General features: G+C 38.8%; 6 protein-coding genes and 4 pseudogenes. All 10 read right to left on the bottom strand.

The window, feature by feature from the left end:
- Positions 1-16 precede the first annotated feature (16 nt).
- Positions 17-1,024: a quinone-dependent dihydroorotate dehydrogenase gene (gene pyrD, locus GNP35_RS03675; protein ID WP_155694644.1), complete on the bottom strand. Its 1,008-nt coding sequence runs from the start codon at positions 1,022-1,024 to the stop codon at positions 17-19.
- A gap of 81 nt (positions 1,025-1,105) precedes the next feature.
- A pseudogene (locus GNP35_RS03670) lies at positions 1,106-5,933 on the bottom strand (NAD-glutamate dehydrogenase).
- A 232-nt stretch (positions 5,934-6,165) separates the two neighbouring features.
- Complete coding sequence (locus GNP35_RS03665) at positions 6,166-8,472, bottom strand: efflux RND transporter permease subunit (protein WP_155694642.1); 2,307 nt, start codon at positions 8,470-8,472, stop codon at positions 6,166-6,168.
- Positions 8,473-8,486: 14 nt separating this feature from the next.
- Positions 8,487-9,512, bottom strand: a complete 1,026-nt coding sequence (locus GNP35_RS03660) for a WD40/YVTN/BNR-like repeat-containing protein (protein ID WP_155694639.1) — start codon at positions 9,510-9,512, stop codon at positions 8,487-8,489.
- Between the two features lie 88 nt (positions 9,513-9,600).
- Complete coding sequence (locus tag GNP35_RS03655; protein WP_155694637.1) at positions 9,601-10,962, bottom strand: DUF1329 domain-containing protein; 1,362 nt, start codon at positions 10,960-10,962, stop codon at positions 9,601-9,603.
- A gap of 13 nt (positions 10,963-10,975) precedes the next feature.
- Positions 10,976-13,054 (bottom strand): DUF1302 domain-containing protein, encoded by a 2,079-nt coding sequence (locus GNP35_RS03650; protein WP_155694635.1) that lies wholly within the window; start codon positions 13,052-13,054, stop codon positions 10,976-10,978.
- A 167-nt stretch (positions 13,055-13,221) separates the two neighbouring features.
- On the bottom strand, positions 13,222-13,449 hold the full coding sequence (locus GNP35_RS03645; RefSeq protein ID WP_155694633.1) for a DUF2835 family protein: 228 nt from the start codon (positions 13,447-13,449) through the stop codon (positions 13,222-13,224).
- An 8-nt stretch (positions 13,450-13,457) separates the two neighbouring features.
- Positions 13,458-14,735 (bottom strand): annotated as a pseudogene (locus GNP35_RS03635) (DUF3458 domain-containing protein).
- Positions 14,708-15,306: pseudogene (locus tag GNP35_RS03630) on the bottom strand (M1 family aminopeptidase). Before GNP35_RS03630 ends, GNP35_RS03635 begins: the two co-directional pseudogenes overlap by 28 nt.
- Before the next feature lie 209 nt (positions 15,307-15,515).
- Positions 15,516-15,623 (bottom strand): annotated as a pseudogene (locus GNP35_RS16470) (hypothetical protein); the annotation flags it as partial.
- Between the last annotated feature and the right edge of the window lie 118 nt (positions 15,624-15,741).

Genomic DNA, 15,741 nt, shown 5'->3' with positions numbered 1-15,741 from the left:
TTGTTACTGTCAACCGTTAAAGGCCTTCAACAATATCCTTAACCAATTTAGGTCCTTGATAAATAAAACTAGAATAGACTTGAACCAGGCTTGCACCTGCCTTTAGTTTTTCCTGAGCCGCTGCCGGACCATCTATACCGCCAACACCTATGATAGGTATTTCTGTATTAATAGCTCTAATTTTTCTTATGATTTCTGTACTCATGTCTTTTACCGGCATACCACTCAAACCGCCGCTTTCTTCCGCGTGATCCAAACCTTTTACAGCATCTCTTGAGAGTGTTGTATTTGTTGCGATTATACCATCCATTTTCTGGCTAACGATGCAGTTTACCACTTGCTCTACCGCTATATCATCCATATCCGGTGCTATTTTTACTAGGACAGGTACGTATTTATTAAACTTGGTTTGCAATTCTAATTGCGTTACTTTAACTGCCGACAATAAGACCGTTAGCGAGTCTCCAAATTGCAAATCTCTTAAGCCTGGTGTATTTGGTGAAGAAATATTTACCGTTATATAGTCGGCATATTCATAAACTTTGTGCATACACTTAACATAGTCTTCGTGCCCTAGTTCGTTTGGTGTGTCTTTATTTTTGCCTATATTAATGCCCAAAATACCTTTGTAATTTGAATTTTTGACATTTTTTATCAACTCGTCAACACCACCGTTGTTAAAGCCCATACGATTAATAATTGCATGTTTTTCTGGCAGTCTGAAGATGCGTGGTTTCTCATTTCCAGGTTGAGCAAGCGGTGTTATCGTTCCAATTTCTATAAACCCAAACCCCATTTGTGCAAACGCGTCAATGCATCGGCCGTTTTTATCTAAGCCGGCCGCTAATCCAACGGCATTTGGAAAAGTAAGGCCAAATAATTTTACAGGTTTATCAGGGACTGTTTGCTTCCATATCAAACTAAGTGGAGTATTTGCAAAACGTTGAAAGTTATTAAGCGCAAAATCATGTGCCCATTCTGGATCTTGAGTAAACATAAATTTTTTGGCTAATTCAAACAGCATGATTTTTCCTATATATAGTGGGAGCAGATAAAAAAACGCCCCGATTAGTCGAGGCGTATTTTAAGTTAGATTACGGTAAAGTTAAACCGCACTTTCACAGTGATGACTCAATAACATTAACTCTCTTAATGCAACTGAGAATTTAGCGAACTCATGACTTTCGGTAGTTTTAAATTCCGCAATCATATGCTGCCAACGACCTAGAATGTGCTCATACGAAGCCATCCACTCGTCATAAATAACATCAAGGTCTTTGCTTTCAGAATTAAAGTGTAAAACCGTTGCAGTTAATGCTCTTTGTTGCCAATCTAATTCTTCGCGATAACTCGCTCTAGCTAACGCTTGCCAATGATTACCAACAGGCTGATTAGTGATTTGATCTAGGAACCAATGCAAGCCAAGGTCAGAGCCTAAACGGAAGTATAATGTAGCAACTTCTTTTACATCACGTTCAGTATTAGCTGCTACGTCCGCAATATCCATTACAGAGAATATTGAAGAAAGCTGGGCTACATACGCAGCAACTTCTGTTGGTACGCCTTCTCTTTCAAAGCTTTGCTGCGCATCAGACAACTGCTTTTTCTCTTTTTCAACTAAGTATTCACCTAACGTCGTAGTTAATTGATCAAAGCTAGTTTTGTAATGTGCAATTGTTTCACTTAAATCTAATGCTTTATTTCTATGACGCAAGAACCAACGAGAAGCACGGCGAACAGTACGACGCAATTGATGAAGCATTTCTGTCTGAACAATTGCTGGTACTTTATTGTCTAATGCTTCTATTTCTTTCCATATTCTTGGCATATCGAAGATTTCACGAGCCATAACATAGCAGGTAAGTACTTCATCTATCGTTGCGCCCGTTTCTTCTTTCATTCTAACAACAAAATTAAGGCCCATATCATTAACCACTTCGTTGGCTAATTTTGTAGCAATAATTTCTTTACGTAACGGATGCAGTTGAATTTGCTCCGCATACTTTTCTTGAAGCTTCGGTGGGAAGGCCTCAATCAAAAGTGGAATGTAATATGGATTTTGGTCAATTTCTTCTATGGCAAACTGCTCTTTAAGAATCATTTTTCCATAGGCCACAAGTACAGACAACTCAGGTCTTGTAAAACCTTTACCTTTAGCTTGGCGCTCAGCTAATTCTTCATCATTTGGTAAGAACTCTAAGTCACGGTCTAATTTACCAGACTTTTCAAGTTCATGAATAAAGCGAAGTTGCTCTTTTAATAAGCTAACACCTTTAAGTTCTGTAATTGAGATTGTGTGAGTTTGTCTGTAACAGTCTTTAAGAACTATTTTAGAAACATCATCAGTCATATCATAAAGTAACTGATCGCGATGCTTTTTCGTAAGTTCGCCTTCATTTACCAATTGGTTAAGAAGGATCTTAATATTTACTTCGTTATCCGAACAATCTACACCACCAACGTTATCAACAAAGTCGGTGTTGATACGGCCACCATGTTGAGCAAACTCTATACGGCCTAACTGTGTTAAACCTAGGTTACCGCCTTCACCAAATACTTTAGCTTTAAGTTCTGAACCATTAATACGCAATGCATCATTAGCTCTATCTCCTACTTGCGCATCAGTTTCAGACTTAGCCTTCACGTAAGTACCAATGCCACCGTTCCAAATTAAGTCAACTTGCATCGTTAATAATGCTTTAAGTAGGTCGTTTGGAGCCAAACTAGCCTTTTTTGTACCTAACATCTTTTTCATTTCAGGCGTCAATGTTATTGACTTTGCACTTCTTGAGAAAATGCCACCACCTTCAGAAATAAGCGATTTATCATAATCTTCCCAAGAAGATCGAGGTAGCTCAAACAAACGTTGACGTTCAACATATGAACTTGCTGCCTCTGGATTTGGATCTATGAAAATGTGCATATGGTTAAAGGCTGCTTGCAAGCGTGTATGTTTAGATAACAACATACCATTACCAAACACGTCACCTGCCATGTCGCCAATAGCAACACATGTAAAGTCTGTTGTTTGACAATCAATGCCCATTTCTCTGAAGTGACGTTTAACCGACTCCCAAGCACCGCGGGCTGTTATACCCATTTTCTTATGGTCATAACCAACACTTCCGCCAGAAGCAAAAGCATCTCCTAACCAAAAGTTATATTCATCAGAAATTGAGTTTGCAATATCCGAGAAAGTCGCTGTGCCTTTATCGGCTGCTACAACTAAGTAAGTATCATCTTCGTCATGACGAACAACATCTATAGGCGGTACAACTTCACCATGTACAATGTTATCTGTCAGGTCTAACAAGCCACGAATGAAAATCCTGTAACACTCTTGCCCTTCTGCAAAAAATGCATCTCGGCCGCCATCTATAGGTTGCTGTTTACAAACAAACCCACCTTTAGATCCATTAGGTACAATTACTGTATTTTTAACTTGCTGTGCTTTTACAAGACCTAAAACTTCTGTACGGAAGTCTTCCATACGATCAGACCAACGCAACCCACCACGAGCGACTTTGCCACCACGAAGATGCACACCTTCAATTCTTGGGCTGTAGACAAAAATTTCAAACTTAGGTCTTGGTAGTGGAACTTCCGGTATTTGCTCTGGCAGTAATTTAAATGAAATATATGGCTTGAACGCACCATCTTCCGCTTTTGGTAGAAGTTCGTACGTAAGGTGGCATCCATTAGGGTGATGTATAAACGAATAATTCTGTCATCATCCAAGTTAGCAACATCATCAAGTGCTACAAGTACTTTTTCTTTTAGCTTGTCATATTTCTTTTCACTAGATTTTTTGGCTTAAATTTAAGCGTAAATAACTCAACTAATTGAGCAGCAATTTTTGGATAACGATCAAACGTCGATTCAATATAAGCTTGTGAAAACGTAACCCCAATCTGACGCATATACTTAGCGTAAGATCGAATGACTGATGCCTGACGTCCACTTAACTTTGCACCTAATATTAGTCGGTTAAAACCGTCGTTTTCTAAGTTGTTTTTCCAAACCGCATCAAATGCATTTTGGAATAGCTCTTGTGTAGTCTCAAAATCTGAATTATCACCGTTAGTTAAACGCATGGTGAAATCCATTATCCAGCTGGTTCCAGCTTCAGTTTTAACCTGATACGGTGTTTCACCGATTACACGAAGGCCAAAGTTCTCTAAAATAGGCAATACATCTGAAAGGTGAATCGGCTCATCTTTGTGGTACAAACTCAGGCGAACGGCATTTTTGTCAGACTCTTCTTGAGGTCTGTAGAACAACATGCTTAATTTGTTGTCGTCCGTTAAACTTTCCAAATGATGGATATCTACTGTAGCCGTTGACGGTAAAACTTGGTCTTTATAAGACGATGGGAACCCACTACCGTAACGAACTGCTAATTCTTTACCTTTAGCTCCGCCAAATGAGGTACTTAAAGCCGATGACAATTTGTCATCCCAAGTGCGTGCTGCTTCTATTAGGTTATTTTCAATATCTTTCACGTTAAGTTCTACATCCTGATCAGTGGCTCTGACAATATAATGCGTTCTCGCTAATGGTGATTCCGAAAAGAAAGTATTAAATTCTACTTCACCATCGCTTTTCATCGCTTGCTGCAATACTCGTTGCGTTTCTCTTCTAAGCGCAGTGTTGTATCGCTCTCTGCGAACAAACACCATGCAAGAGTAGAATCGTCCAAATGAGTCTTTTCTAACAAAAACTTTAGTCATGTCACGTTCTTGCATTTGCAACACGCCTAAAGCAACTTCCATTAAGTGCTGTTCTGAGGCCTGTATTAACTCATCTCTAGGGTAGGTTTCTAAAACGTTTAATAGAGCCTTATAAGCATGACTGCCTTTTGCAAAACTGCTTTTTTCTGTAACTCTAGCTAACTTTTGTTTCAACAGCGGAATATCTTTAACGCTCGAGTTATAAAAACTAGCTCCATATAAACCAATAAAGCGGTGCTCTCCTACAACTTTACCGCTGTCATCGAACATTTTTATACCAATGTAGTCCATATATGCTGGACGATGAACAGTAGATTTTGAAACCGTTTTAGTAAGAACCAATAAGTTGTTTGATAACGCTTCTTGTCTGGATGCATTAGACAGCTCTGATAGAACTCGTGTTTTAGCTTCTCTGTTTTTTGTTAAACCAAGTGCAGAATCATCCACAGGAACAATTTCCGTATCACCTTCTACTCCGGCTACCTTATATTGGCGGTAACCCATTAACGTAAAGTTATGATCAGCTATCCAGTTTAAAAAATCGATACTTGTTTTTAGGCTTGACTGGTCTGCAAATTTAGAGTCTTTTGCTTCATCAATACAGGCTTGTAATTTTTTCTGAATAGGTTTCCAGTCTTGTACTGCTATTGAAACATCTGATAAAACAGATTCTAAGTTTTGCGTTATCGCTTTAACTTGTTTTGTTTCAGCTTGTCTATCAATCTCAATTAAGAAAACCGTTTGAGTATGTGTCGTTTTATCTTTTGACTTCAAGTCAACAAAGCTATCAACGTTACCTTTTTTATCACGGTTTACTTTAATAGGTGTATGGATTAATAAATGAGACGTTATATTTAGACGATTTAATGCCATACGGACCGAGTCTACGAGAAACGGTAAGTCGTTAACCACGATTTGTACAATTGTATGTTCAGATTCCCAGCCATTCTTGCCCAATTCCGGGTTAAACACACGAATGAAGGGTTGGCCAGTGTTAGCTTCGCTAAATGCATTAAATAGGCTTAGCGCTGCGCCATAAAGTTCCACGTCAATTCTTTTTTCTAAGTCTTGTTGAGAAATGTTTTCGAATAAAATGGATGCGAATTGTTCTACGTGAGCTTGACGCTCTAAAGGCAATTTTTCTTCTATGAGCTTAGAAACATTTTTAAGGATCACAGACGAGGAATTACGTAACAAGGTCATTACAGTTTCCTTTTAAGATATTAAGTGCTGATATTTGTAATATTTTTTTGATACCAACAAGTGTAGCCCTTATTCCTACGTAATTAAAATGAAATTTTTCAATGTCTTCCTATAATACAACTGCTCTGATGAGCTGAGTAGGCAGTTATGCAAATCTAATAAATAAAAAAGCGACTTTACGTCGCTTTTTTATTTATTTATGCAGTTGTTTCATAACAACTATTTTATACTTTTATGACTCTTTATTGTTGTCACGCCATAAAATGGAAGCTAACGCCGGCAATACAATTATTGCACCCAACATGTTGACCAAAAACATGAATGTTAACAAAATTCCCATATCAACTTGGAACTTAAGCGCCGAGAATACCCAGGTACTCACACCTATTGCCAATGTAAGTCCGGTAAACAGTACTGCACTGCCTCTTTCTTTTAACGCATTAAAATAAGATGTACGCAGCGATGAACCATTTCGCAAAGACTCAACCATCGTAGATAGTATATAGATTCCATAATCGACACCGATACCAACACCTAAAGCGATAACAGGCATAGTGGAAACCGTCAGACCGATTTCCAAATAAGTCATTAGGGCTTGCGCCAATGTGGACACCACAAATAATGGTAACACTACTGCAACGGTTGCTTTAACCGATCTGAAGCTTAATAAACAAAGCACAACAACGGCACCATACACATACCAAAGCATAGGTACTTGTGCCGCCGAAACCGCTTCATTTGTTGCAGCCATTACACCAGCGGAGCCAGAGGCTAACCGAAATGTAACTTCGTCATTTTGAAGCTCATCTCTCGCCGCTTTAACTTCATTAACAATACGCTCAATTGTTTCCGCTTTGTGATCTTCAAGGAATAGAATTATAGGCATAACGCTACAGTCTCTATTCAAAAGACCTGTGCTTGTTTCAATTCTGGCAGTGGACTGAACTAAGGAATTAGTATTTCTTGGTAATGAACGCCATTTTAAATTGCCTTCATTAAAGCCTGTATTTACTACTTTTGCTACTGACGATAGGCTAACTGCAGACTGAACACCCTCTACATTTTCTAAGCGCCACTGGAACTGATCGATTTGGTTCATTACCGAGTGATAAGTACAACCACTTTCTTTCGTTTCTACAATGACTTTTAAAATATCAGTGGATATTGCATAACGGTCCGTAATTAAAAAAGTATCTTGGTTATAGCGTGAATCAGCATGCAGCGCTGGAGCACCGGCCTGCATATCACCAATCTTCATATCTTGGCTTTTTACATAACCAAATACATAAAGCAAAGCAGTAACAGCCAAAATAGAGTACGCGACTTTTGGTTTAGTAAAAGATGACATCGCTCGCCAAATGTGGTCGTGCGTGCCTTCTGGCTGAGCTTTAAATTGCTTATCAAAATCAATATATGAGGCCAATACTGGAAGTAAAAATAAGTTAGTAAGAATGATGATGGCAACACCAACACTCGCTGTAATTGCTAATTCTCTAATAATACCGATATCGATGTTAAGTAAAGTTAAAAAACCGACTGTATCCGACAGCAACGCTATCCCGCCAGGAATTAGTAATTTAACAAAACTAGCGCAACTTGCTTCTCTAGCTGTCATGCCCTCGTGAACACGTTTACCTATTGAGTTAATCATTTGCACGCCATGGCTAACACCAATAGCAAAGACTAAAAATGGCACCAAAATAGACATAGGGTCCAAACCAAACCCTAAAGTATTAAGCATACCGAGTTGCCATACTACCGCCATAAATGAGCAAACAATAGGAAGTACTGTTAATAACAATGAACGACAGAAAATCCAAACCATTAATGAAGTGATTGCAATAGCAATGGCAAAAAAGACAACTACATCTTTCGCACCAGTAGCTACATCGCCAATCATTTTAGCAAAGCCAATGATATGAATAGAGATATTCTCATCTTCAAACTTTTCTCTTATCTGCTTCTCTAATTCATTAGCTAAGGCAATACTGTCTAGACTTTCACCTGTATCAGGGTTTTTCTCTAGTAGTTGACTAGAAACCATGGCACATGAATAGTCATCAGAAACACTTCGACCAACGATACCGGCTTTTTCAACGTTTTGTTTAACCGTAGCTAAACCTTGTTTGTCAGCTTGAAAGTCAGCAGGAATTACTGGTCCGCCGGCAAATCCATCTTCAACCACTTCAATAAATCGTGTGCTTGGCGAGTACAAAGAATTTACGAGTGTTCTATTTATTCCAGGTATAAAGAATAACTGATCATGAACACCTTTAAGTGCTTCAAAGAACTCAGGGTTAAATATGTCGCCTTCTTTATCACACACAGAAATGTAGACGGTATTTGCGCCTCCAAACTCTTCACTATACTGTACATATGTCTGCATGTACTCGTGTTGAAGCGGTATGTTTTTATTAAATGACGCATCCAAATGGATGTTTGACGCTTGAAAACCTAAAACGGCGGTAAAAAACGCAAAAGCCAATATGACTAATGGTCTTTGTCTAAACAAAAATGTTTCTAGTGAATGAATTAACATTTATGAAGGTCTCTTTACTTAAGTGTTGCTAGTGGAATAAATTTAATGCCTGCTTCAGTAGCAAGTACAAGATTACTGTTTTTTACAACACCAGACATCACCGCCTTGCCGTCGTCAAATACATAGTGTTTAAAATCTTCGCCATTGGCAGAGAAATACAAATTGCCAGAGTTAGCAAATAAAAATACTGTCTCTTTATAAACTAAAATATCATTAATAGTGGCTTTCCCATCCATCGAAAAAGCCTGCCACGCATCTGAAGATTCCTCAAATACGTTGCCTCGTAAGCCTGCTACAACTAAATTTTCTTGTTCATTTTTAGTTAATGAAAAAAATGAACCGTAATAATCTACCTCCAACTTTTCCCAATCGTTACCTTGATTTGAGCTTTGTGCAACAAAACCAGCTTCACCTGCCAAATACCAATTATCCCCTGATAAATACACATCATTAAAGTGTGGTAAAAGGTATTGTTTTTCGATTTCGTATAACTCTGGATCAGAGTCTTTTATCTCTAACAAAAACTCTCTGTCTTCTTCCAACAATAACTCATCATGAAACTCTTGAGTCCAAGTATTTCCACTGTCTTTACTCTGCCAAAATAGACCATAAGCACCAACAGCAACCACTTCATTACCAAAAGACTTAACGGCTAATAATGGTCTGTCTAATTCAGGTTGATAATTTAATAGTGTCCAGGATTCGCCACCATCTGTTGTTTTTAAAATTGTTGCATCGTGTCCCACTGCAAAGCCGGTTTTTTCACTAGAAAATGAAATCGAGGTTAATAATACATTTACTGGTACTTTTGCTTGAGTCCAGTCAGTACCATTTTCTGAGTAGATAATGTGTCCACGCTCGCCTAACGAAAACAGCCTTGAGCCTACGCTAGTGATATCTGTTAATAGCTTTTTATCTGCCAGCGAACTTTTCACTGTTGGAGTAGCGGTCTGTGAAACTTTTAAAGACGCGACTGCGTCAGTCATCCCTAATAAGGTTGAGGAGAGAAGAATAAGAGAATAAAGGGAGGTTTTGGTCATAAAATTCTTAATATGTAAATGTTATTAATTAATCGGTTTAAAGTAAAAACGGCTGGACAAGCCAACCGTTTTTTTAGTCTAGCTTATTTTATCGGTTTGAGCGACGAAGCGCTGCTGCCGTATAATCACTAGAGCTTTGTTTAGTTTGGAAGTCATACATTTTTTCTTCGTTATCCAAACCAATTGCAATATAGCGTCTTGAATTCAAGTCGTAATAAGCATCCAAAGTACTCCAATGTGTAGGTACTTCGTAATAGTTAATACCATAAGCTACTGCTACACGATATAACTCATCACGGTTATCATACAAGTCAGCAATATGAATCTGCCATGAATCTTCGTCGATGTAGAAAGTACGCTTTTTATAAACGTGACTGATACCATCTTTTAGCGTTGCTTCTACAACCCAAACACGGTGCTTTTCCCAACGAACTAGCTCAGTATTAATATGACCTGGTTTGATGATGTCTTCATACTTAACTTCATCACTATGAAGTTTATAACTGTTGTATGGAATGAATACTTCTTTTTTGCCTTTTAATTCCCAGTTATAACGATCTGGTGCGCCGTTGTACATATCGAAATCATCGGTTGTACGAAGGCCATCAGACGCTGTTCCTGGTGCATCGTATGCTACGTTTGGTGCACGACGTACACGACGCTGACCAGAGTTATAAGTCCAAGCTTGACGAGGCTTTTTAACTTGGTCCATTGTTTCATGGACTAGTAAAGCAGTACCGGCTAATCGAGCTGGCTGAGTAACGTTCTGTTTAAAACGGAACAAAATGTTGCTTTCCTCTAGTGCTGCAGGTGTTGCATCTTCTCTAGAGTATTCAATTGAAATAGCTTCATCAAAACCGATATAAGTGAAATCACCATCAGCAGTCGGTGCAGCTTGTCCACCGTTACGGGTAGTTTGCTCACCACGGAAACGAAGAATGTGGTTCCAGATAGCCTCTAGGCCATTTGCTGGTACCGGGAAAGGAACACCAATAGCTGCACCTTTAATACCGTTACCACCTTCCACTAACTCTGCGCGAGTCGCGTTTTCGATAGTTGCATCGTAAACATATTTAGGAAAAGACGCTGTACGACGTGACTGATAGATATCCATTTTGTATGTATCAGGATACGTTTCAAACATTTTTGTAATACCAGGAGTTAAAAACTCCGAGTACTTATCTTTGTTTGCGTTTGTAACTGTATATAAAACTTTATCGCCTGAAAATGGGTCTGGGTGGTGCATACCTACCGTATAGCCCGCCGGCGCTGACGTTATGCCACCTGTCCAAGCTGGTATTGAACCATCTTTATTAGCTGCTCTAATTGCACCTATTGGCGTTAGCTCAGATTTAAGTTTAGCTGCATCAGCTTCAGATATTTTTGCATCGGCAGCAGCTGACGTCAATGTCAGCGCTACTACAGATGATAATAATGTAATTTTATTCATTTACAGAAATCTCCTACAACGAATATTTAATATTGAAAGACACATAGTCACGATCTGAAGTTTGGTTCACTGTGCCTACACCGTCATAGAAAGTGTTGTAAGCAAAACCAAGAGACCATCTGCTTTGATAGTCTACTTCAACTGCAAAACTTGCAGACTTCTTGTCTTCATGGAAAAGGAACAATGGATCTGGCGTTATACCGTCAACATCGTGAGAGAAAGTAATTTTAGGTTTTACGTTAAAAGAACCAAATACTCTATTAATTTCACCAGCTAGAATGATTCTATAACCCCAAGCATCTTCCGTAGGGAACGCTTGCTCTGGAGCAGTACCATTTTGAACACCATTTAATACACCAGCAGACACTTCTTCAGTAGTTTGACCACTACGTTCTGTGCCAGGCGCATTAAAACGCATTAACTCATGAGATGGCATATCAGGGATATTGATATAACCAACTTCAAACACGGCATTAAAATTATCTAAACCAAAACTAGGACCAAACGAGTGAATAGCCGTTGCTTGAGCCTGAACTGTATCTAAACGACAAAAACCGTCTGCAGTGGCACCCAAACCAGGGCTCTGGATATCACAACCCTTAACTTCAGAACGACCATACTGAGAAAGGCCATTCAATTCTGGTCGAATACCAGCATTTGCTAATTGTTGAGGCATTGCGGCAAATAGTAACTCTGCATCATCAATTTGTAGAGGCTCACCTTCACGATATGAAATTTCACCTGAAACAGCCGTTGTACCAACTGTGGTATTAAAGCTGAAACCGTAAAGCTTAATATCTTCAGGGAATACGATTACACCTTTAGTGAACGCATTTAAGTTATTAAACTGTTCAGTAGATAATCCACCGCTACCTTGTGCAATAGCCATTGTTTGAATGTCTGCACCAATAGCTGCAGAGCTAAAGTCCGACGCTACACCTGATATAAGTGGACGACGTGAATGGTAGTTAATGTAGTAAAAACCAAACTCTGTATAATTTAACTCTTCAGCAAACCAACCTAGTTTTACACCAAATTGGCCGTCATCGCTTGCTTCTCTGTCGCTAGAGCTATCACGGATTGCAAATTTAGTCGCATAACCTAGATACATTTGACCTAATTGATCTTGAGGAACAGCACCAGATGCTGCCATCATACCAAGCTCATTTAGACCCGCTATTAGGCCATCACGGTCTAAGTCAGGGTTTGATGCGAAGTTCAATTGAATATTATTGTGTTCGCCACCGGCACCAGCAAAGTCATTTGTTGAAAAGTAAGACCCTGGTACTGGTAAATGTGTTTTTTGCCATTCGTATTGGTAAAACGCTTCAATTGAAACCGCGTCATTGATACCAATATTAGCCCAAACCATACCAGTAGGAATAAATGCTTCTTTTAAATCCGCACCTGGCGCTTTCAAACGAGCGATATCCACTGGGCTTACGTTAATACCATGAGGGATTAATGTGCTTTCACCCCAAGATAATACTTGTTCACCAACACGGATTGAAACCGGGTTTTGACCGTCATTAAAATCAAAGTCAGCAAAGAAGTATGCGTCTAGGAAACGGAAGTCTTCACAGACTAACTCTTTAGCTTCATCATCACGACATACGTCAAATGACTCGCCTGTTACTGAATTTTTATATTGCGTGCCTTCAGCAGCAAAATCTTTGTAATACATAAAACTAACAACGGCGCCGTAATTATCAGCGCTTACTGTTAGTTCATGGAAGCCTTTTACAACTTCAGAAAATGATTCACCAGCGTCATAATTTAGATTACCTAAATCACCGTTGGTTGAGTATGAACCCATTTGAGCCCAAACGTCTGTATTCGCATACAAAGGTGCATAACCTTTGTAACCAGACCAGTTGAATAATTGATTATTTGACTTACCAATATTGTTTTTGAAATCTCTATCTTCAATACGATATGCAGCACCGGCTGAGAATGTCGAATCGAATGAAACATCAAACTTGCCAACATTAAAGTTAGCGGCACTTGCGCCCATTGATTGCATTGCTAAAACTGCTGAAGCAACACTTATCGCCAATGGCTTGAGCGCAATCCTGCGTTCCCCTTTAGTCATATTTTTCTCCCCTGTCCTCGTTAGGTTTATTATTTTTTAATTATTGTGAGGATTAATTTTCGCTCATCGGATGAGCAAAATTATTATTAATAATTACACCAATTACTTATGCGTGCAAGACCTAAGTTAAATTACATGCAACTAAAACTGCCGTCTGTAGCTATTTTCTACGTTATTTTCTTCAACGCGATGAATTTATTACTCTCATTAAGATAAAGTTCAAACTTACCTTTCACACCCAAGCTAGTAACAAACGGCCTAATATGGTGTGCTGGGAACTGCACACTTATGCCCACATCTGTCATGACCTTTATTGAAGTATAAAGGCCTTGATAATATTCTTGGCATTCCCTGTGCGTTAAAAATAAGTTAAATCTAAAAACTCGACTTTTCATTTATTGACCTAACTTAACGCCGCTTCCACTTTTTCAAACAAGTCATTAGAAAGCTTACGGCTTTGAAGTTCTTTTAGAGTATTTTGCATTAAGTTTGCTCGTTTCTTTTCATATCGCTTAAAGGACATCAAAGGGTCGACCAACCTTGCAGCCAATTGAGGATTAAAACTATCGATTTCTAAAAGTAAGGTTTTTAGGAATTGATAACCTTCCCCACTTTCATCATGGAATTTTTTTGGGTTTCCTCATTACAAATGAACCGTAAGTGAACGCATACGATTAGGGTTGTTTCGTTTAAATTCATTTTTTCTCGACCATTCATCCATTAAGTCATAAATGTTGTCGTCATTGCGTGAAGCCACAACTTGTAGAATTTTATCAAACACTAATACTTGCCCTTCAAATTCGTTATACAAAGAATCTAATAGATCATTACATAACGTTTTATCGGCAATGGCTGAAGCTTGTATTGCCGCAATCTTATCTGTCATATTCGTAGCGTTATCAAACAAGCTACGAATTTTATCCGCAGTAAAGTCTGAGCTGCCATAAGCTAATAATTTTAATGAAGCGGCTCTTAAGCTTCTTTTCGCAGCATTATTAGAATTGTAATCATCAGATACCATATCGATACTTTCTATGATGCTGATCAACTCTGCTTCTACAGATTTCGCTACTGCGGTAGCAATCGTTGTTCTTAAGGATAATATTTCGTCTACTTTCACCGTATCCATAGTGTCGGCAAGGGATTGAAATGTTGGAATTGATAGCATTTCAGCTTTAACCGCAGCATCTATGCTCTTAGACTTCACTACGTTACAAAGTGTATTTACAAGCTCAGTCTCCAATATACTTGTACTACCTTGTAATGTTTGTTGCCATAACGTTTGTAACATATCCCATCGACAAAATTGATCAGTCGCATTGCCAATTATTCTTTGAATCGTTTCTAGCTCTATATCTCTTACAACTTTCACTGGCGCTGAAAAGTTTTCAAACAACACAACGTCTACTGGTTCAGATATTGCAATATCAAAACTTTGTTGATGTTGATTTAATTCCATTGTGCCGCGTTGTAAAGACTGACCACTTCTAATTGATAACAGTTCATAATTAACAGGTATCGTCAGTGCTTCAAAGTGTTCAGTTCTGTTGTATATAGACTGTTCAAACTCGAGGGTTAATTTTGATGCTGCTTGCTTTTCTAAGACAGTTACTACAGGTGTACCACTTTGACTGTACCAGCGGCTAAAGCCAGTTAAGTCTCTATTATTTGCATCTGCCATGGCAGACACAAAGTCATCACATGTACGGCTTGCCCGTCGTGACGTTCAAAATAGAGATCGATTCCCTTTTTGAAGCCCTCTTCCGTCAACAATGTGTTCATCATCCTAATAACTTCCGCACCTTTGTCATAAACGGTGACCGTGTAGAAGTTGTTCATCTCTATAACCTTTCTGGTCTTATAGGATGTGACATTGGTCCTGAGTCTTCGGCAAACTGCATGGTTCGCATAACATTGGCGTGAGAAATTCTCTCAATCACAGCACTGCCCATATCAGCGCTGAATTGTTGATCCCGAAATACAGTCAACCCTTCTTTTAAACTGAGTTGAAACCAATCACGACAGGTTACACGGTTGCCCGTCCAATTATGAAAGTATTCGTGAGCAATGACAGATTCAATTCCATGATAATCAGTATCTGTTGCTGTCTTTGAGTCGGCCAAAACATATTTACTGTTAAAAACATTTAACCCTTTGTTTTCCATCGCGCCCATATTAAAAAAGTCGACGGCAACGATCATGTAGGTATCTAAATCATATTCGAGGTCGTATTTATTCTCATCCCATTCCATAGACTTCTTCAAAGACGCCATAGCATGGTGAGATAAGTGTAAATTGCCTTTATCTACGTATAACTCTAAAGCAATCTCGTTGCCACTTCTGGTGGTGAACGTATCTTGCAGTAAGTCAAATTCGCCAGCAACTAAAGCAAATAAATAGCTTGCTTTGGAAATGGGTCAAACCATGTGAAGGTTACACGCCCAGTTTGTCGTCTAGGCTTTTAGAAATTAAATACCATAGCCAATACGTGAGGATAAGACTCGTCAGCTGTTATAGAAACAGTAAAGATTGAAAGGACATCTGGCCTGTCAAGATATGGCGTAATTTTCCTAAAGCCTTCGGCTTCACACTGTGTGCAAAATACACCTGCTGATTTGTATAACCCTTCTAGCTGTAAGTTATTATTGGGTCTATTTCTGACTCGGTAGTTAACTTAAATTCGGTTT

It is taken from the genome of Psychrosphaera haliotis, from assembly GCF_009728465.1.
Lineage (GTDB): Bacteria > Pseudomonadota > Gammaproteobacteria > Enterobacterales > Alteromonadaceae > Psychrosphaera > Psychrosphaera haliotis.
Note: the sequence above shows the minus strand (reverse complement) of the source record. Positions and strands in the feature narration are given on the sequence as shown.